The organism is Actinocatenispora thailandica (genome assembly GCF_016865425.1).
Taxonomy (GTDB): Bacteria; Actinomycetota; Actinomycetes; order Mycobacteriales; family Micromonosporaceae; genus Actinocatenispora; species Actinocatenispora thailandica.
The window spans coordinates 2,435,404-2,456,653 of record NZ_AP023355.1; the positions used below are offsets into that span (position 1 = coordinate 2,435,404).

19 protein-coding genes are annotated in these 21,250 nt (G+C 73.4%); 14 read left to right on the plus strand and 5 right to left on the minus strand.

The features are described from left to right. Positions 1 to 198: 198 nt before the first annotated feature. Positions 199 to 1,137, plus strand: coding sequence for an NADP-dependent oxidoreductase (locus Athai_RS10790; RefSeq protein ID WP_203961383.1), 939 nt, complete (start codon positions 199 to 201; stop codon positions 1,135 to 1,137). Positions 1,138 to 1,288: 151 nt separating this feature from the next. On the opposite strand, the gene Athai_RS10795 is transcribed toward Athai_RS10790, so the two are convergent. Beyond that, on the minus strand, positions 1,289 to 1,801 hold the full coding sequence (locus Athai_RS10795; RefSeq protein WP_203961384.1) for a PH domain-containing protein: 513 nt from the start codon (positions 1,799 to 1,801) through the stop codon (positions 1,289 to 1,291). Positions 1,802 to 1,904: 103 nt separating this feature from the next. Next, positions 1,905 to 2,720: a PadR family transcriptional regulator gene (locus tag Athai_RS10800; protein WP_239156857.1), complete on the minus strand. Its 816-nt coding sequence runs from the start codon at positions 2,718 to 2,720 to the stop codon at positions 1,905 to 1,907. Between the two features lie 3 nt (positions 2,721 to 2,723). On the opposite strand from Athai_RS10800, the gene Athai_RS10805 reads away from it, so the two are divergent. From Athai_RS10805 to Athai_RS10830, 5 genes are all read left to right on the plus strand, one after another. After that, positions 2,724 to 2,963, plus strand: coding sequence for a hypothetical protein (locus Athai_RS10805; protein WP_203961385.1), 240 nt, complete (start codon positions 2,724 to 2,726; stop codon positions 2,961 to 2,963). A gap of 76 nt (positions 2,964 to 3,039) precedes the next feature. After that, positions 3,040 to 4,416, plus strand: a complete 1,377-nt coding sequence (locus Athai_RS10810; RefSeq protein ID WP_203961386.1) for a PAS domain-containing protein — start codon at positions 3,040 to 3,042, stop codon at positions 4,414 to 4,416. Beyond that, on the plus strand, positions 4,353 to 5,723 hold the full coding sequence (locus Athai_RS10815) for a putative bifunctional diguanylate cyclase/phosphodiesterase (RefSeq protein WP_203961387.1): 1,371 nt from the start codon (positions 4,353 to 4,355) through the stop codon (positions 5,721 to 5,723). The genes Athai_RS10810 and Athai_RS10815 overlap by 64 nt, the downstream gene beginning before the upstream one ends. A 207-nt stretch (positions 5,724 to 5,930) precedes the next feature. After that, positions 5,931 to 7,400: a beta-ketoacyl-[acyl-carrier-protein] synthase family protein gene (locus Athai_RS10825; RefSeq protein ID WP_239156858.1), complete on the plus strand. Its 1,470-nt coding sequence runs from the start codon at positions 5,931 to 5,933 to the stop codon at positions 7,398 to 7,400. Positions 7,401 to 7,590: 190 nt separating this feature from the next. Beyond that, on the plus strand, positions 7,591 to 9,222 hold the full coding sequence (locus Athai_RS10830) for a class I adenylate-forming enzyme family protein (RefSeq protein WP_203961388.1): 1,632 nt from the start codon (positions 7,591 to 7,593) through the stop codon (positions 9,220 to 9,222). A 22-nt stretch (positions 9,223 to 9,244) separates the two neighbouring features. On the opposite strand, the gene Athai_RS10835 is transcribed toward Athai_RS10830, so the two are convergent. Continuing rightward, positions 9,245 to 10,195, minus strand: a complete 951-nt coding sequence (locus Athai_RS10835; protein ID WP_203961389.1) for a helix-turn-helix domain-containing protein — start codon at positions 10,193 to 10,195, stop codon at positions 9,245 to 9,247. Between the two features lie 176 nt (positions 10,196 to 10,371). On the opposite strand from Athai_RS10835, the gene Athai_RS10840 reads away from it, so the two are divergent. From Athai_RS10840 to Athai_RS10855, 4 genes are all read left to right on the plus strand, one after another. Further along, on the plus strand, positions 10,372 to 11,115 hold the full coding sequence (locus Athai_RS10840; RefSeq protein ID WP_203961390.1) for a G1 family glutamic endopeptidase: 744 nt from the start codon (positions 10,372 to 10,374) through the stop codon (positions 11,113 to 11,115). 170 nt (positions 11,116 to 11,285) lie between these two features. After that, on the plus strand, positions 11,286 to 12,398 hold the full coding sequence (locus tag Athai_RS10845) for a WD40/YVTN/BNR-like repeat-containing protein (RefSeq protein WP_203961391.1): 1,113 nt from the start codon (positions 11,286 to 11,288) through the stop codon (positions 12,396 to 12,398). Next, a complete protein-coding gene (locus tag Athai_RS10850; RefSeq protein WP_239156859.1) occupies positions 12,395 to 12,688 on the plus strand; it encodes a ubiquitin-like small modifier protein 1 in 294 nt (97 codons plus the stop codon). Before Athai_RS10845 ends, Athai_RS10850 begins: the two co-directional genes overlap by 4 nt. Positions 12,689 to 12,749: 61 nt before the next feature. Further along, positions 12,750 to 13,361 (plus strand): hypothetical protein, encoded by a 612-nt coding sequence (locus Athai_RS10855; RefSeq protein ID WP_203961392.1) that lies wholly within the window; start codon positions 12,750 to 12,752, stop codon positions 13,359 to 13,361. A 60-nt stretch (positions 13,362 to 13,421) separates the two neighbouring features. Here Athai_RS10855 and Athai_RS10860 read toward each other — a convergent pair whose 3' ends face one another. Beyond that, positions 13,422 to 14,414, minus strand: coding sequence for a quinone oxidoreductase family protein (locus Athai_RS10860; RefSeq protein ID WP_203961393.1), 993 nt, complete (start codon positions 14,412 to 14,414; stop codon positions 13,422 to 13,424). A 97-nt stretch (positions 14,415 to 14,511) separates the two neighbouring features. Between Athai_RS10860 and Athai_RS10865 the strand changes: the two genes are divergently transcribed. After that, positions 14,512 to 15,147 carry a TetR/AcrR family transcriptional regulator gene (locus Athai_RS10865; protein WP_203961394.1) on the plus strand — a complete coding sequence of 212 codons (636 nt, stop codon included), beginning with the start codon at positions 14,512 to 14,514 and terminating at the stop codon, positions 15,145 to 15,147. A 117-nt stretch (positions 15,148 to 15,264) separates the two neighbouring features. Here the strand turns inward: Athai_RS10865 and ilvD are convergent, their stop codons facing one another. Then, complete coding sequence (gene ilvD, locus Athai_RS10870) at positions 15,265 to 17,136, minus strand: dihydroxy-acid dehydratase (protein WP_203961395.1); 1,872 nt, start codon at positions 17,134 to 17,136, stop codon at positions 15,265 to 15,267. Positions 17,137 to 17,521: 385 nt separating this feature from the next. Between ilvD and Athai_RS10875 the strand changes: the two genes are divergently transcribed. The 3 genes from Athai_RS10875 (at position 17,522) to ilvC (ending at position 21,105) form a co-directional block, all read left to right on the plus strand. Next, positions 17,522 to 19,351: an acetolactate synthase large subunit gene (locus Athai_RS10875; RefSeq protein ID WP_203961396.1), complete on the plus strand. Its 1,830-nt coding sequence runs from the start codon at positions 17,522 to 17,524 to the stop codon at positions 19,349 to 19,351. Between the two features lie 76 nt (positions 19,352 to 19,427). Next, on the plus strand, positions 19,428 to 19,943 hold the full coding sequence (ilvN, locus tag Athai_RS10880) for an acetolactate synthase small subunit (RefSeq protein ID WP_203961397.1): 516 nt from the start codon (positions 19,428 to 19,430) through the stop codon (positions 19,941 to 19,943). A gap of 148 nt (positions 19,944 to 20,091) precedes the next feature. Beyond that, on the plus strand, positions 20,092 to 21,105 hold the full coding sequence (gene ilvC / locus Athai_RS10885; RefSeq protein ID WP_203961398.1) for a ketol-acid reductoisomerase: 1,014 nt from the start codon (positions 20,092 to 20,094) through the stop codon (positions 21,103 to 21,105). Positions 21,106 to 21,250: the final 145 nt, after the last annotated feature.

The window sequence follows — 21,250 nt, forward strand, 5'->3', positions numbered from 1 at the left end:
CCCGTGCCTGGGGGGCGGCTGACCGCCCGCGACGCGGCCCGCCCGGCACGACCGGGCCGCCGCCGGGGATGGAACGGGTCCGGCGCGGGTACCGGGCAGGGGCCAGCAGCGGAACCGGCGCGATTCGCTACGCCGAGCCCCCCGCTTTATGGTTCGATGACTGACGAACATTCGGAACGAATCGTGGGAAGGACCCTGATGAAGGTCATCGGCGTGACCGACTTCGGCGGGCCCGAGAAGCTGCGCAGCTTCGACGTGCCAGCGCCGCACGCCGGCCCGGGGCAGGTCCGGATCCGGGTCGCGGCCGCCGCCGTCAACCCGACCGACACCCTGCTACGCGCCGGTGGCCAGCGCGCCCGCCTCACCGCGCAGAGTCCGCCGTACGTGCCGGGCATGGACGCCGCGGGCACCATCGACGAGGTGGGCGCCGACGTCACCGGTCACCGGGTCGGCGAACAGGTGATGGCCATCGCCGTACCGGCGAGCGCCACCAAGGGCGCCTACACCGAGTTGCTGGTGGTGCCGGCGGTGCAGGCGGTTCCGATACCCGCCGGGACGAGTCCGGTCGAGGCCGCCACCATCCCGATGAACGGGCTGACCACCGTCCTCGCGCTCGACGCGCTGGGACTGCGGGCCGGCGACACGCTCGCGGTGACCGGTGCCGCCGGCGCGGTCGGCGGGTACGCGATCCAACTCGGCCGCGATCGTGGCCTGCGGGTGCTCGCCGACGCGGCGCCCGCGGACGTCGAGCTGGTCACCGCGCTCGGCGCGGATGTCGTGGTGGCCCGGGGCGACGATGTGGCGCAGCGCTTCCGGGCCGAGGCGCCGGACGGGGTGCCGGGCCTGGTCGACGCGGCCGTCCTGGACGAGCTGGCCGTGCCCGCGGTGGCCGACGGCGGGGGAATCGCGTCCGTGCGGTACTGGGAGGGCACGCCGGGGCGGCGGATCTCCGTGCACCGGATCATGGTCGCCGCGTCGGCGCACCGCACCGACCTGCTCGACGGGCTGCGCCGGGCCGCCGAGGCCGGGGTGCTCACTGCCCGGGTCGCCGACACCTACCCGGCCGACCGGGCCGCCGACGCGCACCGGCGACTGGCCGCCGGCGGCACCCGCGGCCGGCTGGTACTCACGTTCTGATCAGCGCGGCAGGTGCCGGGCCCGAGCCCCCGGTCCGGCACCCCGTCGGATGACCGGGGCCCCGGCGCCGGGTGGGTCGCGCGGACGGGGCGTGCCGGTCACCGGTACGCCGATCGACCACGGGTACCAGGCTCGCTCCGGCCGGCGCGGGTCAGCTGGTCTGCGCGGAACGACGCGAGCCGGGAGCGGGCGCGGCGCCGTCGGACGCGGCACCGTCGCCGTCGGTGGTCTGCCCGGCGGTGTCGTCCGGGGCGGCCGAGCCGGCCGGGCCGCCGTCGTCGGCGTCCCCGTCCTCCTCGGCGCCGGCCACCTGCAGTCCGAGCGCCTCGGCGAGCACCGGCACCCGAGTGCCGGGCACCGAGGGCAACCACACCGTGCGGTCGCCGGCGAGCACCGCGCTGACCCGCCGGTGGGTGATGGTGAAGCCACGGATGTCGGCGGGCTCGATGGTGCGGGAGCCGACCGGCCACCGCACGACCAGCCGCCCGGCGCGGACGTCCACCCCGGCCCGCCATCCCCAGACCAGCACGGCGAACGGGATGAGCAGCACGAACGCGAACGGCCACCCGGCGACGGTGAGCGGCACCGTGCCGCACAGCGCCACGAACGCAGCGATCGGCAGGGCCGCGTTGTACCGGAACCGGGCGGTCAGCTCTCTTGCCACCAGGCCATCGTCCCACTCGCGGCCGACGGCCCGGTAGTCGACCCGGCAGCCGGCCCGGTGCGGACCGGGCCGGCGGGCACCGGGTCGGGCGAGCGTCGCGGGGTCAGTGGTCGTCGGCGTCCCCGGCGAGGATGCGGTAGATGTCCCGCTTCGTTCGGTCGAGGACCCGCCGGGCGGCCTCGACCGCCTCGGAGGTACCGGCGTGCGCCACCTGAGCGGCCGCGGCGTGCACCGCGGCGAGCGACTGCCACAGTTCGGTCGGCTCGTCCGACGCCGCCTCGGCAGCGTTCGCGAACGGCGCGGCCAGCTCGTCCGGGTGCTCGTCGACGTAGGTCCGGCCGGCGTCGGTGAGCGCGAACTCGCGGCGCCGGGCGCTGCCCGACTCCTCGACCAGCTCCTCGTCGGCCAGCTGGGAGAGCGCGGGATAGACCGAGCCGGGGCTCGGCCGCCAGACCCCGCCGGACCGGCGGGCGATCTCGCGGATCAGCTGGTAGCCGTTGCGGGGCTGCTCGGCGAGCAGCGCGAGGACGGCCGCGCGCACGTCACCGCGTCGGACCCGGGCGGCGCGACGTGGCCCGCCCGGCCCGAAGCCCGGCCCGAACCCCGGCCCGTACGCCCCGGGGCCGGGGAATCCCGGCGGGCCGAAGCCGGGGCCGCCGAAGCCGTGGCCGGGTGGCTGCGGTGGTCCGGGCGGTACGGGCGGGAGCGGCGTGCCGTCGGCGGTGGATCGCCAGTGCTGCCCGTCGCCCGTCGCCGGGGAGACCGCCGGCCAGTCGCCGTCGTCGTCGAGGTCGTCGAACGGTCCGCCCGGGGCGTTCGGTGGCGGTGGCGGTCCGGGCGGCCCCGACGGGGTGTCGAACGGACCGCCGGGTGGGGCCGGATGCGGCCAGCCCGCCGGGTGAGCGTGGTGCCCGGGCACCGAGTGAGCGTGGTGCCGGGGCGCCGGGTGAGCGTGGTGGCCGGCGAGGTGATGGACCGGCACCGGGTGGCCGGCGGCAGGGTGGCCGGGGACGTGCTGGTGCGGATGCATGCGGGACTCCTCGATCATTCGCAACCGTTCTCGATGCTTCGACGATATATCGCGATGATCGATCTGTCGACACTCGGCGCGAACGTGACCGGAACCACGCGTTCCCCGAATCGTTGTCACCTGTGTCGGTGACTGTGCGCCAGACGGGGGAGGCGGCCCGCGAGCCGCCCCGCGCCCGCCGGTCCCGGGGAGAGGGGGTTGACGGCCGATGACGACGACGGCTATCTCGCGCGCGTTGCGCCACCCCGGCTGGTCGACGGCGGCGTGGGTGCTCCTGTCGGTCGCCCCGGTGGTGTACGGCTGGGCGATCCTCGCGGCGCTCGCCGGCGTGCTGCCGGCCCGTGTCGCGCTGGCCGCCGTCGGCGCCGGCCCGGTGCTGTGCGCCGTGCTGCTGGTGCGGCTGGCGCTGGTGCTGCCGCACGGTGCGTGCCGCGGCGCCGGCATGCTCGCGATGGGCTCGCTCGCCGCCGGGGCCGCGCTGGTCGTGCTCGCCGCCGTACCGCACGGCTGGGGTGCCCGGCTGCTCGCCGTCGGGTTCACCGTCTCGACCGCGCTGTGCCTGCTCGGCCTGCTGATGCTGCCCGGCACCGCGCCGAGCTGGCGGATCCGGCTGCGCCGGCTGCTGGACGGGTTCGGCATCGGGATCAGCGTGTTCTACGCGGCCTGGCTGCTGGTGATCGTGCCGTTGGAGGGCGACGGGCTCGGCCCGTCCGGCCCCCGGGCGCTGCTCGCCGTGCTGGTTTGGCTGATCGCGGCGATGGCGCTGGCCTGCACGGTGCTGATCGCCGCCCGTGCCTTCCGGTACCGCCGTGCGGCGCTGGCGTGCGGCGCCGGCGTGGCGCTGGTGCTGCTGGGGCAGGCCGTCCTGGTCGTGCTGGTGCTGCTGCACGCCGCTCCGGCCGCGCAGTTCGCGGCCGCGGCCGGTACCGTCCTCGGGCCGGCGCTGCTCTTCCTCGGAGCGTCCCGCACCGGCACCCGCACCGACACCTCCGGCGTCGCCCAGCCCAGCTCGATCGCCGGGATGCCGCTGCTGTCGGTGCCGGTTGCGCTGGCCGTGGTCGCCACCGTCTACCACCTGGCCACCGTCGGCACCTTCAGCGCCTACTCGGCCGGGGTCGCGGTGCTGGTGGTGCTCACGGTCGCGGGCCGGGAGGCGTTCGCGGTGTTCGACGTCCGCTGCTACGCCGCCGAGCTGGCCGAGCAGGAGGCCCGGTTCCGTTCCATCGTGGCCGGCTCGGACGACGTGACGATGGTGCTGGACGAGTGTCTGATCGTGCGCTGGCAGTCGCCGGCCGCGGCGCGCCGGTTCGGGCTGTCCGACGCCGAGGTACTGGGCCGCCCGTTCAGCGCGCTGTTCCACCCCGAGGACGCGCCGTCGCTCGCCGAGCAGCTGCGCGAGCTGCTGGTCGACCCGCCCGACGCGCGGGTGCTGGTCAGCGGCCGGCTCCGGGACGGGTTCGGCACCTGGCGGTTCACCGAGTCCAGCGCGACCGACCACCGCAACGAGCCGGCGGTGGCCGGGTGGTGGTGCATCTGCGGGATGTCAGCGCGCACCGGGAACTCTCGCATCAGGTCAGCCGGCTGACCTACACCGACCCGCTGACCGGCCTGCCGAACCGGCGGGCCCTGTTGCGCACCCTCGCCGAGCTGCGCGATCGGCCCCGGCCGTGGCGCGGCTGCGTACTGGTGCTGGACCTGTCCGGGGTGCAGGAGGTCAACGAGACCCGGGGCCGCGAGGTCGGCGACGCTGTCCTGGTCGAGGTGGCGCGGCGGCTGCGCGCGGCGCTGGCGCCCGACCACGTCCTGGCCCGCCTCGGCGGCGACGAGTTCGCCGTGGTGGTGGGCTGCGCGCCGGCGACCGCGGACGGCGTCGCGGCCCGGCTGATCGGGGTGCTGGCCGAGCCGTACGCGGTGGGCGGTGGCCGGGTGCTGCTCGGCGCCTGCGCCGGGGTGGCCGAGTTCGGGCCGACCGCGACGCCGGACGAGCTGGTGGCGGGCGCCGACGTGGCGATGCGGCGGGCGAAGTCGCTGGGCGGCAACCGCTCCGAGCGGTACGACGAGTCGCTGGAGGTGCAGCTGATGCGTCGCTCGATGCTGACCGCCGAGCTGCCCGGCGCGGACCGCCGCGGCGAGCTGGACCTGCTGTACCAGCCGATCGTGGCGGTCGACGACCGGCACCCGGTGGCGGTGGAGGCGTTGCTGCGCTGGCGGCACCCGCAGCTGGGCACGGTCGGGCCGGAGGAGTTCGTGCCGATCGCGGAGGCGGCCGGGCTGATCGACGAGGTCGGCGGCTGGGTGCTGCACCAGGCATGCCGCCGGGTCGCCAGCTGGCGCGCGGAGGGCCGGCCGGTGCAGGTGGCGGTCAACCTGTCGGCGGTCCAGCTGCGCGAGTCGGACTTCGTCGCCCAGGTCGCCGCCGTCCTCGACGCGTACGAGGTGCCGCCGGAGGCGCTGATCGTCGAGGCCGGTGAGGCGGACGTGGTGGCCGACGTACCGGCCGCGGTGCACACCCTCGGCGGGTTGCGCGCGCTCGGCGTCCGGGTGGCGCTGGACGACTTCGGTACCGGCCACAGCGCGCTGACCTACCTGCGCCGGCTGCCGGTGGACATCCTGAAGGCGGACCGCGCGCTGATCGCCGAGCCGGTCACGCCCGGCACGCCGGCCGCGCCGCTCGCCGAGATCGTGGTACGCCTCGGCGAACGGCTCGGCATGTCGGTGGTCGCCGAGGGCGTCGAGACCGCGGAACAGCTGAGCGCGTTGGCCGCGGCGGGTTGCGGCTACGCGCAGGGGTACCTGTTCGGCCGGCCGATGCCGGTCGAGCACGTGGAGGCGTTCTTCGAGCTGCACGCGGACGGCGTACCGCGGGCGATCGGTCCATCCACTGTGGACTGAGGCCGGCGCACCGGGGTCGGCGGCGACGAGGATCTGCCGGACTGCCCGACTTGTCGGCGGTAGGAAAGCTACGGTAGTGACAAGTTCGACATGCGTCGGCCGTTCCGGCGGCTGCTCGCGCGGGTAGCGTCCGAAGAAACTGCATGTCGGGCGGGTGCCCGCGGTCGAGGAAGGAAGGCGCGCGATGCCGAAGGTGAGCAGGCGGCCATGACCGCCGCCGGTTCCGCCGCGGGCGCGCCCCGCGGCGTCGTCGTCACCGGCTTCGGCGCGGTGACCCCGGTCGGCAACGACCGGGAGAGCACGTGGCGATCGCTGCTCGCCGGCAGATCCGGGATCGGCCCGATCACCGCGTTCGACGCGTCCGGCCAGCCGGTCCGGATCGCCGCCGAGGTGCGCGACTTCGACCCGGCGACGGTGCTGACCGGCAAGCGGCTGCGCCGCTCGGCCCGGTTCACCCAGTTCGCGGTGGCCGCCGCCCGGGAGGCGGTCGCCGACGCCGGCCTGCGGATCGGCGCGGTGGACGCCCTGCCGGTCGGCGCGCCGGCAGCGGGCGCCACCGGTACGGCACCGCCGAGCGCCACCGGAACGGCACCGCGAAGCGCCACCGGCCCGGCATCGCCGGGCGAGGAGACCACGGCATCGCCGGGCGAGGAGACCACGGCATCGCCCGGGGAGGGCGGCACTGCCGCACGGTCGGGCCCGCATCCCGATGCCGCTGCGGTACCGGCGGACCGGGTCGGGGTGGTCGTCAACGCCGCGGTGGCCGGCTTCGACACCGTCGAGTCGGCGACCCGGCAGCTGCTGGCCGGCGACCAGCGGCACATCTCGCCGTACTTCGTGGCCTCGTCGCTGACCAACATGCCGGCCTGCGAGGTGGCCATCGACCTCGGCGTGCACGGCCCGGTCACGGCGAGCGCGCTGGCCTGCGCGAGCGGGCTGTACGCGTTCGTGGAGGCGCGCCGGCTGATCGCGGCCGGCGAGGCGGACGTGGTGATCTGCGGCGGTACCGACGCGGCGATCACCCCGGTGATGTTCGCCGGGCTGGCCCGGATGGGCGCGTTGTCGACGCGCAACGACGACCCGGCGGCGGCGAGCCGGCCGTTCGACGCCGACCGGGACGGGTTCGTGTTCGGCGAGGGCGCGGTCCTCGCGGTACTGGAGTCGGCCGAGCACGCGGCGCGCCGCGGCGCGACGCCGTACGCGACGCTGGCCGGCGGTGCGCTGACCGCGGACGCGTTCCATGTCAGCGCGCCGGACCCGACCGCCGCGCAGGCGGCCGCGGCAATCACCGGTGCGCTGCGCAACGCCGACGTCAAGCCGGACGAGGTGGACTACGTCTGCGCGCACGGCACCGGTACCAGGGCGAACGACCGGACCGAGACGATGGCGCTGCACGCGGCGTTCGGCCCGGCCGCCGACCGGCTCGCGATCTCCAGCCCGAAGTCGATGGTGGGGCACCTGATCGGCGCGGCCGGTGCGCTCGGCGCGATGGTCTGCGCCCTCGCGGTCCGGGACGGCCGGGTACCGCCGACGGTCAACCTGGAGCGCGCGGATCCGGAGTGCGACCTCGACTACGTGCCGGCCACGGCCCGGTCGCTGCCGGTGTCTGCGGCGATCGCGGACGCGTTCGGCTTCGGCGGGCAGAACTGCGTCGCGGTCTTCACCCGGCCGGCATGATCCGACGGCGGCGCGGCTGCCCGGGTTCCGCCGGCGGCGCCGGTCGGCGGATCCTGCCGGTACCCCGGTCCGACGGCAGCAACCGGTCGACGGATCCCACCGGCTGCCGCCGGTTCGACAGGTTCCGCCGGCGGTGACCGGCGGAATGGTTTCGCCGGCGTCGCCGGCCCGATGGTGTTGCGAGGCAACCGTGTCCTACACCTACGACCCGACCGCCTACCGCGCGGTCTTCGAGCGGCACTTCACGTTCCTTTCCGGGTTCCGGCGCAACGTGCACCGGTTCGCCGACCAGCTCGCCCTGTACGACACCGACCGCGACCGGAGCTTCACCTACGCGCAGCTCGGCGCCGAGGTCGATCGGCTCGCCGCCGGCCTGGCGGAGCGCGGCGTGCGGCCGGCCGATGTGGTGGTCTTCCAGCTGTTCAACGGCAGCGAGTTCGCGCTGTGCTACCTCGCGGCGCAGCAGCTCGGCGCGGTTGCGGCGCCGATCAACTTCCGGTTCTCCGCCGGCGAGACGGCGCACGTGCTCGACGACAGCGAACCCGTCGCGTACCTGTTCGACGCGGCGATCGCGCCGATGGCCACCGCGGCGCTGGACCGGGCCGGCCGGGTGCCGGCGATCGTGGCGGCGGCGGGCGCGCCGGCGCCGGCCGGCGTCACCGCGTTCGACGACCTGCTCTCCGACGGCCCGGTGCCGGCGCACCCGGCCGGCGCGTTCGACGAGACGGTGCGGCTGTACACCTCGGGTACCACCGGGATGCCGAAAGGCGTGTCGCTGCCGAGCGTGGCTGAGGTGCTGACCGCGCACGACGTGATCATGCACTTCCCGCTGGACCCGACCGATCGGACGCTGAACATGACGCCGTGGTTCCACCGCGGTGGCATCTCGCCGGGCGGGCCGAACGCGATCTTCTACGCCGGCGCGGCCGGGGTGACGATGCGCAGGTTCGACCCGGACGCCTGCCTGGACATGGTCGCCGAGCACGGCCTGACGTACCTGATCGGGGCGCCGACCAACCTTGCGCTGCTGGCCGACGCGCAGGAGGCCCGGCCCCGGGACCTGTCCACGCTGCGCGGCGTGGTGACGATGGGCGCGCCGCTGGAGCGGGCCGCGTGCCTGCGCTACCAGCGGGTGCTCACACCGCGCATCTTCAACGGGTACGGCACCACCGAGGCGTTCTGGAACACCTTCCTGCGGCCGTCCGACCTGCCCGCGCACGCCGGCAGCGCCGGCCGGGCCTGCACCGACGACGACGTCGCGGTGGTGCGGGTGTACGACGACCGGCTGGCCGAGCCGACCGACACGGTGGCCAAGGACGGCACCGAGACCGGCGAGATCATCATGCGCTCGGTCAAGTCCGGCTACTCCTACGTCAACAACGACGCCGAGCAGGCCGCCCGGTTCCGGGACGGCTGGCTGTACTCCGGCGACCTGGGCACCTGGGACGCGCAGGAGTTCGTCACGATCGTCGGCCGCAAGGACGACATGATCATCTCCGGCGGCGAGAACGTGCACCCGGTGCAGGTCGAGGAGGTACTCAACGAGCATCCGCTGGTGGCCGACTCGATCGTGGTCGGCATCCCGGACGAGCGCTGGGGCCAGCTCGTCGTGGCGTACGTGCAGCCGGCGGGCGCCGGGCTGACCGCCGCCGAGTGCGACCGGCACTGCCGCGAGCACCCGATGCTCGCCGACTTCAAGCGGCCCCGGGCGTACCGGTTCGTCGACGAGTTGCCGCGCACCGCGACGGGCAAGAAGATGCACTACCGGATCCGCGACGAACTCGCCGACCAGGCCGCCGCCGCGGTACTCGAACGGCCCTGATCGCGCCGCCCGCCGCGGTCGATCAGAGCAGGCCGGTGCGGGCGGCCTGGAGGCCGGCCTGGAAGCGGTTTCCGGCGCCGAGCCGGTCCATCAGGCCCCGCACCCGGCGCTGCACGGTGCGCAGTCCGAGGCCGAGGTGCGCGGCGATGCGCTCGTCGGTGAGGCCGGTCGCGAGCAGCGCCAACACCTGCCGGTCTGCCTCCGACAGGTCGCCGGGCGCGGGGTCGTCGCCGGTGCTGCCGGCGCGCCCGGCATCGCCGAACGGCACCGCGCGCTGCCAGTACGAGTCGAAGGTGGCGACGAGCGCGTCGAGCAGCGAACAGGGCCGGACCACCATGGCGCGCTCCACCTCGGTGCCCTCGCTGACCGGCACCATCGCCCACCGCCGGTCCACGATCAGCAGCTTGAACGGCAGATCGGGCAGGATCCGGGCCTGCTCGCCGGCGCTCTTCAACGTGTCCACATCGGACAGCCGGCCGGGCACGGTGAGCGCGGGACGGGCGTACACGGCGCGGTAGCGGACCCGCTGGCCGAGGCTCGCGAGCTCCATCCCGAGATCGCGGACCGGCACCACGTAGGGCGGCTTGTCGAAGCCGAGGATCTCCTTGCGGGCGCAGCGAACCAGCTGCTCGTAGCGCAGCGAGACCTGCTCGCTGCCGGCCACCAGCTCGACCGGGTCGGGGCTGCCGACCTGGCGGTACCGCAGCAGCAGTGGTTCGACCGCGGCCCGGGCCCGGCGCAGCAGCTCCTCCTGACGGTGCGCGAGCAGCTCCACAGCCACGTCCGGGGCGACCGCGGTACAGCCCGGACCGGGCAGCAGCAGGCCGGCCTCGCGCAGCTCACCGATGGCGGCGCCGACGGCGTCCGGATCCCGGTCGGACCGGGTCAACGCGTCCGGGCGGGCGCCGGGCCGCTCCAACAGCTCCAGGTAGAGCTGCTCGGCCGCGGTGGACAGTCCCAACGTCTCGAACATGCTTCCTCCCCGAACGCGAGCGCCGGCAGCTGCCGGCGGCCACTGCGGTCTGCGGCGGGATGCCGCCGCCGACACCTTCCCGCCGCGCACTGCGGTTCCGCCCGCTCGACTGAGCCGACAAGATGCGACATGTCATCTTTCGTCCATCTTGTGGACCTCGGCACGAGGAGGGGCAGATGCCCAACCGTATTCTGTTACGGCTCGCCGGTGTGGGGATGGCCGCCGCCATGACGATCGCCGCGCTCGTCACCGGCCCCGCCGCGGCGGTCGCCGGGCCCGCCGGCTACGGGCCGGCGACCCCGCACCTGACCGACAACGTGTGGGGCGGCTACGTCGCCCAGGGCAGCGGCTTCGACTCGATCAGCGGCTCCTGGGTGGAACCGGACGCCAGCTGCACCTCCACCCAGGACCTGTACGCCCCGTGGGTCGGCATCGACGGCTACGGCTCGCAGACCGTCGAGCAGACCGGCGTGGAGACCAGCTGCCAGAACGGCTATCCGGCCTACCGCGCCTGGTACGAGATGTACCCGGCGGCGCCGGTCTACTGGAACGACCCGGTCGGCCCCGGCGACACCATCACCGGCAGCGTCACCGCCACCGGCGGCGGCGGGTACCAGATCACCCTGACCGACCGGACCGCCGGCTGGACCGAGCGCACCACCCAGTACCTGGGTGCGCAGGACGTCAGCGCGGAGGCGGTCATCGAGTCGCCGACCGGCAGCTACCCGTCGTTCGCGGAGCTGGACTTCTCCGGTATCACGGTCGACGGCCAGGTGTTCGACGCGTACCAGCCGACCGGGCTGGACTCCGGTGGCTACTCGCCCGGCCCGCTGTCCAACGGGGCGTTCAGCATGACGCCGGGCGGTTGGTCCTGGCCGTCGTCGGCCCATCACCACGTCGCCGGCCCGGTGCGGTACTGATCCCACGACCAGGCACGATCCCCACACCTCGCGCGGCGGTACCCCTCAGTGCCGTCGCGCGAGGTCGTTCGTTCGGGCGAAAGCTGTCGGGGGGCCGGCGCATACTGGCGGGCACGTTTCGTGCACGCCGGGCCGCGGCGACGCGGTCACCGGCGGGAGAGGTGACCACGATGACAGCACAGCACGGCTCGGCCGCCGGCACCGTCGCGCTGGCGATCGGCACCGGCAAGGGCCTGTTCCTCGCCACCAGCGGTGATCGCCGCCGCTGGGAGTTCACCGGCCCGCACTTCCCGATGCATGCGGTCTACTCGGCGTTGATCGACACCCGCGGCGACCGGCCCCGGATCCTGGCCGGGACCACGAGCCAGCACTGGGGGCCCGGGGTGTCGGCCAGCGACGACCTCGGTGCGAGCTGGCAGGAGCCGGCCGAGGCGCCGATCGCCTTCCCGGACGACACCGGAGCCAGCCTGGAGCAGGTGTGGCAACTCGCGCCCGGCCCGGCCCACCAGCCCGAGGTGGTCTACGCCGGCGTGCAGCCGTCGGCGCTGTTCCGTTCGGAGGACGGCGGACGCAGCTTCCAGCTGGTCCGCGGCCTGTGGGATCACCCGCACCGGCCCGAATGGACACCGGGGTTCGGCGGCAAGGCGGTGCACACCGTGCTGCCGCACCCGCGCCAGACCGACCGGGTGGTGGTGGCGATGTCGACCGGCGGCGTCTACCGCACCACCGACGGCGGCGCCAGCTGGCAGGCCAGCAACCACGGCATCCGGGCGAAGTTCCTGCCGAACGAGTACCCGGAGTTCGGGCAGTGCGTGCACAAGGTCGCCCGCCACCCGGCCCGGCCCGACCAGCTCTTCGCGCAGAACCACCACGGCGTCTACCGCAGCGACGACGGCGGGTCGGCGTGGAACTCGATCGCCGACGGGCTGCCGTCGGACTTCGGCTTCGCGATGGTGTCGCATCCGCACCGGCCGGGCGTGGTCTACAACTTCCCGATCCAGGCGGACGAGTACCGAATCCCGCCGGACGCGGCCTGCCGGGTGTACCGCAGCGAGGACGCCGGCAAGAGCTGGGGCGCGCTCACCGATGGCCTGCCGCAGCACGGGTTCTACCCGACCGTGCTGCGCGACGCGATGGGGGTCGACGACGCGGAGGTACCCGGTGTCTACTTCGGCACCAGGTCCGGTGAGGTGTTCGCGAGTCCCGACGAGGGCGAGCACTGGCAGCAGATCGCCGCGCACCTGCCGGACGTGCTGTGTGTGCGGGCCGCGGTGGTGGGATGACCGACATGTCCGTCACCGTGCTGCTGCCCGGCGTGTTGCGCGCCGACGCCGGCGGATCCGGGCACCTGTCGCTCGAACTGCCTCCCGGTGCGACCCTGCGCGTCGCTCTCGACCAGCTCGCCGCGCGCCATCCACGGCTGGACCGGCGTCTCCGGGACGACCAGGGTGCCCTGCGTCGATACGTCAACCTCTACGTCGACGGCGCGGAATGCCGCGGGCTGGCCGGCCTCGACACGCCGGTTCCGGCCGGCGCCGAGCTGCACGTGATCCCGTCGGTCGCCGGCGGCTGACGACTGCGCCGTTCGGCGGAGGTGATCCCCGCCGCTCGCACCTACCGTGGACAGTGCGGGGGTGAGCGGAATGTTCATGCAGATCATTCAGGGCAGGGTCCGCGATGCGGCCGCGACCATGGCGACGCTGGAGCGCTGGCACCAGGACATCGAGCCGGGCGCCACCGGCTTCCTCGGCGCGACGTACGGGATCAGCGACGACGGTACCTGCGTCATCGCGGTGCGGTTCGAGTCCGAGGAGGCGGCGCAGCGCAACAGCCGGCGTCCGGAGCAGTCGCAGTGGTGGGCACGGATGGAGGGCAACTTCGTCGACGGCGCCACCTTCCACGACTGCAGTGACGTGACGATGCTGCTCTCCGGTGGCCGGGACGATGCCGGATTCGTGCAGGTGATCCAGGGGCGCGTGCACGGCCGGGACAGGCTGCACACGCTGGTCGAGCAGTCCGGTGAGCTGATCTCCCGGTACCGCCCGGACATCGTGGGCGCGACCGTCGCCATCGACGAGGACGGCTACTTCACCGAGACGGTGGCGTTCCGCAGCGAGAAGGAGGCGCGGGAGGCCGAGAGCAAGCCCCGGCCGCCGGACGCCGCGCGGGTCCTCGAGGAGGAGATGTCCCACCTGGACGACGTGCACTACGTCGATCTGCGCGAGCCGCGGTTCGTCTCGCACTGACGCTCGCTCACCGCGGGCGAGCGCTGACGCTCGCCTGCCGCGGGCGCCACCCAGGGCGCTTCAGGGCACCAGGATGATCTTGCCGGTGTTGCCGCCCGCCTCCAGCCGGCGGTGCGCCTCGGCCGCGTCGGCGAGTGGCAGCACGCTGTCGATCAGTGGCCGGATCCGGTTGTCCGCCAGGCGATCCAGCACCTCGTCGCGGGCCGCCAGGGTGGCGTCGTACCAGGCGCCGTCGCCCGGTGCGCCGCTGCACCCGATCACCGTCAGTCCGCGGCCGAGCAGGTCGCCGGCGGCGATCGCGGGCGGCTCGTCGGACAGCATCCCGTACAGCAACATCCGGCCGCCGGGCGCCATCGCGTCCAGCAGCTCGCCGGCCGAGGCGCCACCGATCGACTCGAAGACCACGTCGAGGCCCCGCCGGCCGTCGGCTCGGGCCAGCTCGCCGACGCGGGTCGGCCAGCCCGGCCGGCGGTGGTCGACGGTCGCGTCGGCGCCCAGGGCCCGGGCGTGGTCCCGCTTGTCGGCGGTGCCCGCGGTGGCGATGACACGCCCCGCCCCGTACTCGGCGGCGAACTGCACGAGGTGGCCGCCGACCGCGCCGGCCGCCGCCTCGACGAGCACCTGCTCGGTGCCGGTCAACCGGGCCGTACGGACCAGCGCGAGGGCCACCGCGCCGGGGGTGGCGACGGCGACCGCGTCGATGGCCGAGACTCCGTCCGGCACCCGGGCCACATCGGTGGCCGGCACCGTGAGGTACTCCGCGTAGCTGCCGCTGCCGCGGACGGCCATCGCGGTGACCCGGGCACCGAGCAGCGCGGGGTCGGTGTCCGGCCCGACCGCGGTGACCACGCCGGCCGCCTCGAACCCGGGTACCGCGGGGAGGGTCGGGGTCATCCCGGCCAGGGTGCCGGCGCGCAGCCGCGTCTCGGCGAAGTGGGTCCCGATCGCCTCGGTACGCACCAGCACCTCACCCGGGCCGGCCTCCGGTTCCGGCATTTCGGTGGGCTGCAGGACGTCCGGATCGCCGGTGTGGTGGAGCACGATCGCGCGCATATGCTTCCCCTTCGAGGACAGAAGTAACCGGACTTGCGGTCCGGTTAAGGCTGGTTCGACGATACTATCCGGACCGACAGTCCGCTAGGGGGTGTGCATGGCCGCGGCGCACGAGCGAGCGGACGCGGCCCGCAACCGGACGGCCATCCTGCGGGCCACCGAGGATCTGCTCGCCGACCACGGTGCGGAGCACGTCTCGGTCGACGCCGTCGCCGCTGCCGCCGGGGTGGGCAAGGGCACGGTCTTCCGGCGCTTCGGCAGCCGCGCCGGCCTGCTCCGGGCGCTGGTGGACGAGCGGATGGACGACCTGTCCCGACGCATCCGCACCGGACCGCCCCCGCTCGGTCCCGGCGCTCCGGCCGCGGATCGGCTGGCCGCGTTCTTCGACGCGGTGATCGACGTTGCGGGCCGCAACAGCGCGCTGATCTCCGCGTACGAGTACGCCGCCGCGGCCCCGCAGCGATCGGCCGCGGCACGCCGCCCCGGGGCGGCCACCGACGAGCCGGCCGCGGCGCAGGCGGCCAACGACGCCTACGCCTGGTGGTACCAGCACCTCACCGGCCTGATCGCGGAGGCCCGGCCGGACCTCGACGCGGAGCTGGTCGGCCACGTACTGCTCGGCTCGCTGCACGCGCCGCCGATCCGGGCGCTGCTCGCCGAGGGCGCCGGCGATCGCGTCCGGGACACCATGCGCCGCCTGGTCGCCGACCTGCTGACGGCACCAAACCCCTGACCACCGCCGGCGAACCGGCGCCGCCGGTGCAACGAACCGCCGCACCGACCCGGGTGGGTCGATGCGGCGGTCTCGTGCGGTGACCGCGGCCCGGACGGCCGGCGGCGGTCCCGGCGGTCAGTGCGGTGCGATCTGGTCCACGTCGCGGTAGGCGCCGTCGCTCGCCGCGGTGGCCATCGCCGCGTACGCGCGCAGCGCCGCGGACACCGTCCGCTGCCGGTCGACCGGCGTGTACGGCCGTTCCCGAGCCTCCTGCGCGGCCCGGCGCCGGGCCAGTTCGGCGTCGTCGACGAGCAGCTCGATGGACCGGTTCGGGATGTCGATGGCGATCTCGTCACCGGTCGCGACCAGCGCGATCAGCCCGCCGCCCGCCGCCTCGGGGGAGATGTGACCGATCGACAGCCCGCTGGTACCGCCGGAGAACCGGCCGTCGGTGATCAGCGCGCACGCCTTGCCCAGCCCGCGGCCCTTCAGGAACGAGGTCGGGTGCAGCATCTCCTGCATGCCCGGGCCGCCCTTCGGCCCCTCGTACCGGATGACGACCACGTCGCCGGGCTGCACGCTCTTGTCGAGGATCCCGGCGACCGCCTGCTCCTGGGACTCGAACACCTTCGCCGGCCCGCGGAACGTCCAGACCTCCTCCGGTACGCCGGCGGTCTTGACCACGCAGCCGTCCACGGCGAGGTTGCCGTGCAGCACCGCGAGACCGCCGTCGGCGGTGTACGCGTGCGCCACGTCCCGGATGCACCCGCCCTCGGCGTCGGTGTCCAGCCGGTCCCACCGGTTCTCGGTGGAGAACGCCTCGGTGGTGCGCACCCCACCGGGCGCCGCGTGGTACAGCTCGACCGCTTCCGGTGCGGGCTCGGCGGCCCGGATGTCCCAGCGGGACAGCCACTCGTCCAGCGAGTCGGCGTGCACCGCGTGCACGTCGCGGTGCAGCAGCCCGCCGCGGTCGAGTTCGCCCAGGATGGCGGGGATGCCGCCGGCCCGGTGCACGTCCTCCATGTGGAAGATCCGGCCGGGCCCGGCGACCGACGGCGCGACCTTGCTGATGCACGGGACCCGGCGGGAGACCGCGTCGATGTCCCGGACACCGAAGTCGAGGCCGGCCTCGCGGGCGGCGGCGAGCAGGTGCAGCACCGTGTTGGTGGAGCCGCCCATGGCCACGTCCAGCGCCATCGCGTTCTCGAACGCCTGCCGGCTGCCGATCGAGCGCGGCAGCACGGACTCGTCGTCCTTGCCGTAGTACCGGTTGGCCAGGTCGACGACGGTGCGGCCGGCGCGCTCGAACAGCGCCTTGCGGGCGCGGTGCGTCGCGAGCGTCGAACCGTTGCCCGGCAGCGACAGCCCCATCGCCTCGGTCAGGCAGTTCATCGAGTTGGCGGTGAACATGCCGGAGCACGACCCGCAGGTGGGGCAGGCGGACCGCTCGATCGAGTCCAGCTGGTCGTCGGTGACGGTGTCGTTGGCGGAGGCGATCATCGCGTCGATCAGGTCGATCTTGTCGTGCACGATGCCCTCGATGGCGACCGTCTTGCCGGCCTCCATCGGGCCGCCGGAGACGAACACGGTCGGGATGTTGAGCCGCATCGCGGCGATCAGCATGCCCGGCGTGATCTTGTCGCAGTTGGAGATGCACACCAGCGCGTCGGCGCAGTGCGCGTTCACCATGTACTCGACGGCGTCGGCGATCAGCTCGCGGGACGGCAGCGAGTAGAGCATCCCGCCGTGGCCCATCGCGATGCCGTCGTCGACGGCGATGGTGTTGAACTCCTTCGCCACCCCGCCGGCCTCGGCGACCGAACCGGCGACGAGCTGGCCGAGGTCCTTGAGGTGCACGTGGCCCGGTACGAACTGGGTGAAGCTGTTCGCGATGGCGACGATCGGCTTGCCGAAATCGTCGTCGGTCATCCCGGTGGCGCGCCACAGTGCCCGGGCGCCGGCCATGTTGCGTCCCGCGGTGGAGGTCCGCGACCTCAGTTCAGCCATGGCGCACAGTCTGTCACGCGGGGCCGGCCGACGAACACCGACCCGGGCCGTTCGTTCCACCACTCGGGACGCTTACTTAACCCTCATTCAGCATTCAACGAGCGTGCGAACCAGGGGATCTGCCGGGAGAGAAGTGGCGTGAACCACGATGTGAGACAGGTTGACGGGAGCGCCGGGATGCGTCAGAGTTAGCTCATGCAGTCGAGTCGGCACGTCCTCGTAGTACTTACCTAGCGCACCGTCACCCCGGTGACGGTGCGCGGCCTGTGTGCGTGTGGCACGCGGGCCTTTCTTTTTGCCTCCGGCCGACCTGCCCGGCCGGTCGGGGGCCGTGGCCCGAAGCACGCCGCCCACCAGCTCACCCGTCAACCCGGATCGGACTGCGATGACGAAACCCGCAACTGGCCCGGCGGAGCGCCGAGCCGCCCGCCCGGCCCCGCGTCCCGGCGGTGCCGGTACCAGCACTCCCATGACCGGCGCCCAGGCACTCATCGCCGCGCTCGAGGCGCTCGACACCGAGGTCGTCTTCGGGATCCCGGGCGGCACCATCCTGCCGGCCTACGACCCGCTGTTCGACTCCACCAAGATCCGGCACGTGCTGGTCCGGCACGAGCAGGGCGCCGGCCACGCCGCCGAGGGGTACGCACAGGCCACCGGCAAGGTGGGCGTCTGCATGGCGACCTCCGGACCGGGCGCGACGAACCTGGTCACGCCGCTCGCCGACGCGTACATGGACTCGGTGCCGGTGGTCGCCATCACCGGCCAGCAGAGCACCGCGCTGATCGGTACCGACGCGTTCCAGGAAGCCGACATCTGCGGCATCACGCTGCCCGTCATCAAGCACAACTACCTGGTCAAGGATCCGGCGGAGATCGCCCGGGTGGTCGCCGAGGCGTTCCACCTGGCGCTGTCCGGCCGGCCCGGCCCGGTGCTGGTGGACATCCCGAAGGACGTGCTGCAGGCGCAGACCACGTTCAGCTGGCCGCCGGCGCTGGACCTGCCCGGCTACCACCCCACGACGCACCCGCACGGCAAGCAGATCGGTCAGGCGGCCCGGCTGATGCGCACCGCGCAGCGACCGGTGTTCTACGTCGGCGGCGGGGTGCTGAAGGCGCATGCCACCGACGAGCTGCGGACGCTCGCCGAGCTGACCGGCATCCCGGTGGTCACCACCCTGATGGCACGCGGCGCGTTCCCCGACTCGCACCCGCAGCACCTGGGCATGCCCGGGATGCACGGTTCGGTCGGCGCGGTGTACGCGCTGCAGCGCAGCGATCTGATCGTCGCGCTCGGCGCCCGCTTCGACGACCGGGTCACCGGCCAGCTCGACTCGTTCGCGCCGGACGCGACGGTGGTGCACGCCGACATCGACCCGGCCGAGATCGGCAAGAACCGGCACGCCGACGTGCCGATCGTCGGCGACGCCAAGTGGGTGCTGACCGAACTGCTGACCGCGATGCGCACCGAGATCGCGGACAACGGCGGCGCGGGACCGGAGCTGTCCGCCTGGTGGGCGCAGCTGCGCGACCTGCGCGAGCGGTACCCGCTGGGCTACGAGGAGCCGTCCGACGGCACCCTGGCCCCGCAGTACGTGATCCAGCGGTTGGGTGAGCTGGTCGGCCCGGACGCGATCTACGTCGCCGGGGTGGGCCAGCACCAGATGTGGGCGAGCCAGTTCATCTCGTACGAGAAGCCGGGTACCTGGATCAACTCCGGCGGTGCCGGCACGATGGGGTTCGCGGTGCCCGCCGCGATGGGCGCGAAGGCCGGCCGGCCGGACCGTACCGTCTGGGCCATCGACGGCGACGGCTGCTTCCAGATGACCAACCAGGAGCTCGCCACCTGCGCCCTGGAGGGCATCCCGATCAAGGTGGCCGTGATCAACAACGGCAACCTGGGCATGGTCCGGCAGTGGCAGACGCTGTTCTACGACGGCCGCTATTCGCACACCGACCTCGGTACCCACAAGCACCGGGTGCCCGACTTCGTCAAGCTGGCCGACGCGCTCGGCTGCGTGGGTCTGCGGGCCGAGTCGGCCGACGACGTGGACGCCACGATCAAGCAGGCGATGGACATCGACGACCGGCCGGTGGTCGCCGAGTTCGTGGTCGGCAAGGACGCGATGGTGTGGCCGATGGTGCCGCCCGGCGTCGGCAACGACGACATCCTGTTCGCCCGCGGTGTCCGCCCCGCCTTCGATGAGGACGATCTATGAGCGAAACGAAGTGGAGCGAATCATGGGCATCGCGCGTTCGTGCCTCGTGGGCGCCCGGAGCGAAGCGAGGACGGCCATGAGTAAGCACACGCTTTCGGTACTGGTCGAGGACAAGCCCGGGGTCCTGGCACGGGTGTCGGGGCTGTTCAGCCGGCGCGGGTTCAACATCGACTCGCTCGCGGTCGGCGAGACCGAACAGCCGGGCATCTCGCGGATCACCATCGTGGTCAACGTCGAGTCCTCGCCGCTGGAGCAGGTCACCAAGCAGCTGAACAAGCTCGTCAACGTGCTGAAGATCGTCGAGCTGGAGTCCGACGCCTCGGTACAGCGCGAGCTGCTGCTGGTGAAGGTCCGTGCCGACGTGCAGAGCCGTACCCACGTGATGGAGGCGGTGCAGCTGTTCCGGGCGAAGGTGGTCGACGCGTCCCCGGAGGCGCTGACCATCGAGGCCACCGGCACCTCCGACAAGCTGGATGCGTTGTTGCGGATGCTGGAACCGTTCGGCATCAAGGAGATGGTGCAGTCCGGCCTGGTCGCGATCGGCCGCGGCGCTCGCTCCATCACCAGCCCGACGCTGCGCAGTACCGCCTAGCCGGCCTCGTTCGCCCGCTCGCGGCGTTGTCGCCCGGCTGGGGTGCCCACGACACGCACACGGCGCCGTGCTCGGCCTTGCGAGCGAACGAACGAGGCTCGCCCAGGTTTCTTTGTGAAAATCGAACCCAGTGAAGGGGACAACTACGATGGCCGCTGAGGTCTTCTACGACGACGACGCCGACCTGTCGGTGATCCAGGGCAAGAAGGTCGCCGTGATCGGATACGGCAGCCAGGGGCACGCGCACGCGCTCAACCTGCGCGACTCCGGTGTCGACGTCCGGATCGGCCTGCCGGAGGGCTCCAAGAGCCGGGTCAAGGCGGAGGAGCAGGGCCTGCGCGTCCTGACCCCGGCCGAGGCCACCGCCGAGGCGGACCTGATCTCGATCCAGGCGCCCGACACGGTGCAGCGCTCGCTGTACGCCAACGACATCGCGCCGAACCTGACCGCCGGCAAGACGTTGCTGTTCAGCCACGGCTTCAACATCCGGTACGGCTTCATCAAGCCGCCGGAGGGCGTCGACGTGGTGATGGTCGCCCCGAAGGGCCCGGGCCACCTGGTGCGCCGGCAGTTCGCCGACGGCAAGGGTGTGCCGGACCTGGTCGCGGTCGAGCAGGACGCCACCGGCAACGGCTTCGCCACCGCCCTGTCGTACGCGGCGGCGATCGGCGGCGGTCGCGCCGGCGTCATCAAGACCACGTTCACCGAGGAGACCGAGACCGACCTCTTCGGCGAGCAGGCCGTACTCTGCGGCGGCACGTCGGCGCTGGTGCAGGCCGGCTTCGAGACGCTGACCGAGGCCGGCTACCAGCCGGAGATCGCCTACTTCGAGGTCCTCCACGAGCTCAAGCTGATCGTGGACCTGATGTGGGAGGGTGGCATCGCCCGCCAGCGCTACTCCTGCTCGGACACCGCCGAGTACGGCGACCTGACCCGCGGTCCGCGCATCGTCGACGCGCACGTCAAGGCGGAGATGAAGAAGATCCTGGGCGAGATCCAGGACGGCACCTTCGCCAACGAGTGGATCGCCGAGGACGACAACGGCCGTCCGAACTTCACCAAGCTGCGCGAGGAGGGCGCCAACCACCCGATCGAGGTGGTCGGCAAGCAACTGCGCGGCATGATGAGCTGGGTGGACCGGCCGATCACCGAGACCGCCTGAGTCGTACCGAATCCGCACGGGGCCGCGCACGCCAGGTGCCGGCCCCGGGTGGCTGCATCGACCCGAGCCTGGCGGGTCGGCCCGGTGATCCCGGGCGTTTCCGGTGCCACCGGCCGGCCGGCCGGGGCGGGGCGGTCCGGGCGGG

Bases quoted from the DNA above. Each gene is read 5' to 3' on its own strand.
- ilvD (WP_203961395.1), bottom strand. From the start codon at position 17,136: ATGGCTGAACTGAGGTCGCGGACCTCCACCGCGGGACGCAACATGGCC.
- Athai_RS10865 (WP_203961394.1), top strand. From the start codon at position 14,512: ATGGCCGCGGCGCACGAGCGAGCGGACGCGGCCCGCAACCGGACGGCC.
- Athai_RS10825 (WP_239156858.1), top strand. From the start codon at position 5,931: ATGACCGCCGCCGGTTCCGCCGCGGGCGCGCCCCGCGGCGTCGTCGTC.
- Athai_RS10835 (WP_203961389.1), bottom strand. From the start codon at position 10,195: ATGTTCGAGACGTTGGGACTGTCCACCGCGGCCGAGCAGCTCTACCTG.
- Athai_RS10790 (WP_203961383.1), top strand. From the start codon at position 199: ATGAAGGTCATCGGCGTGACCGACTTCGGCGGGCCCGAGAAGCTGCGC.
- ilvN (WP_203961397.1), top strand. From the start codon at position 19,428: ATGAGTAAGCACACGCTTTCGGTACTGGTCGAGGACAAGCCCGGGGTC.
- Athai_RS10850 (WP_239156859.1), top strand. From the start codon at position 12,395: ATGACCGACATGTCCGTCACCGTGCTGCTGCCCGGCGTGTTGCGCGCC.
- Athai_RS10840 (WP_203961390.1), top strand. From the start codon at position 10,372: ATGCCCAACCGTATTCTGTTACGGCTCGCCGGTGTGGGGATGGCCGCC.
- Athai_RS10875 (WP_203961396.1), top strand. From the start codon at position 17,522: ATGACGAAACCCGCAACTGGCCCGGCGGAGCGCCGAGCCGCCCGCCCG.
- Athai_RS10845 (WP_203961391.1), top strand. From the start codon at position 11,286: ATGACAGCACAGCACGGCTCGGCCGCCGGCACCGTCGCGCTGGCGATC.
- Athai_RS10860 (WP_203961393.1), bottom strand. From the start codon at position 14,414: ATGCGCGCGATCGTGCTCCACCACACCGGCGATCCGGACGTCCTGCAG.
- ilvC (WP_203961398.1), top strand. From the start codon at position 20,092: ATGGCCGCTGAGGTCTTCTACGACGACGACGCCGACCTGTCGGTGATC.
- Athai_RS10810 (WP_203961386.1), top strand. From the start codon at position 3,040: ATGACGACGACGGCTATCTCGCGCGCGTTGCGCCACCCCGGCTGGTCG.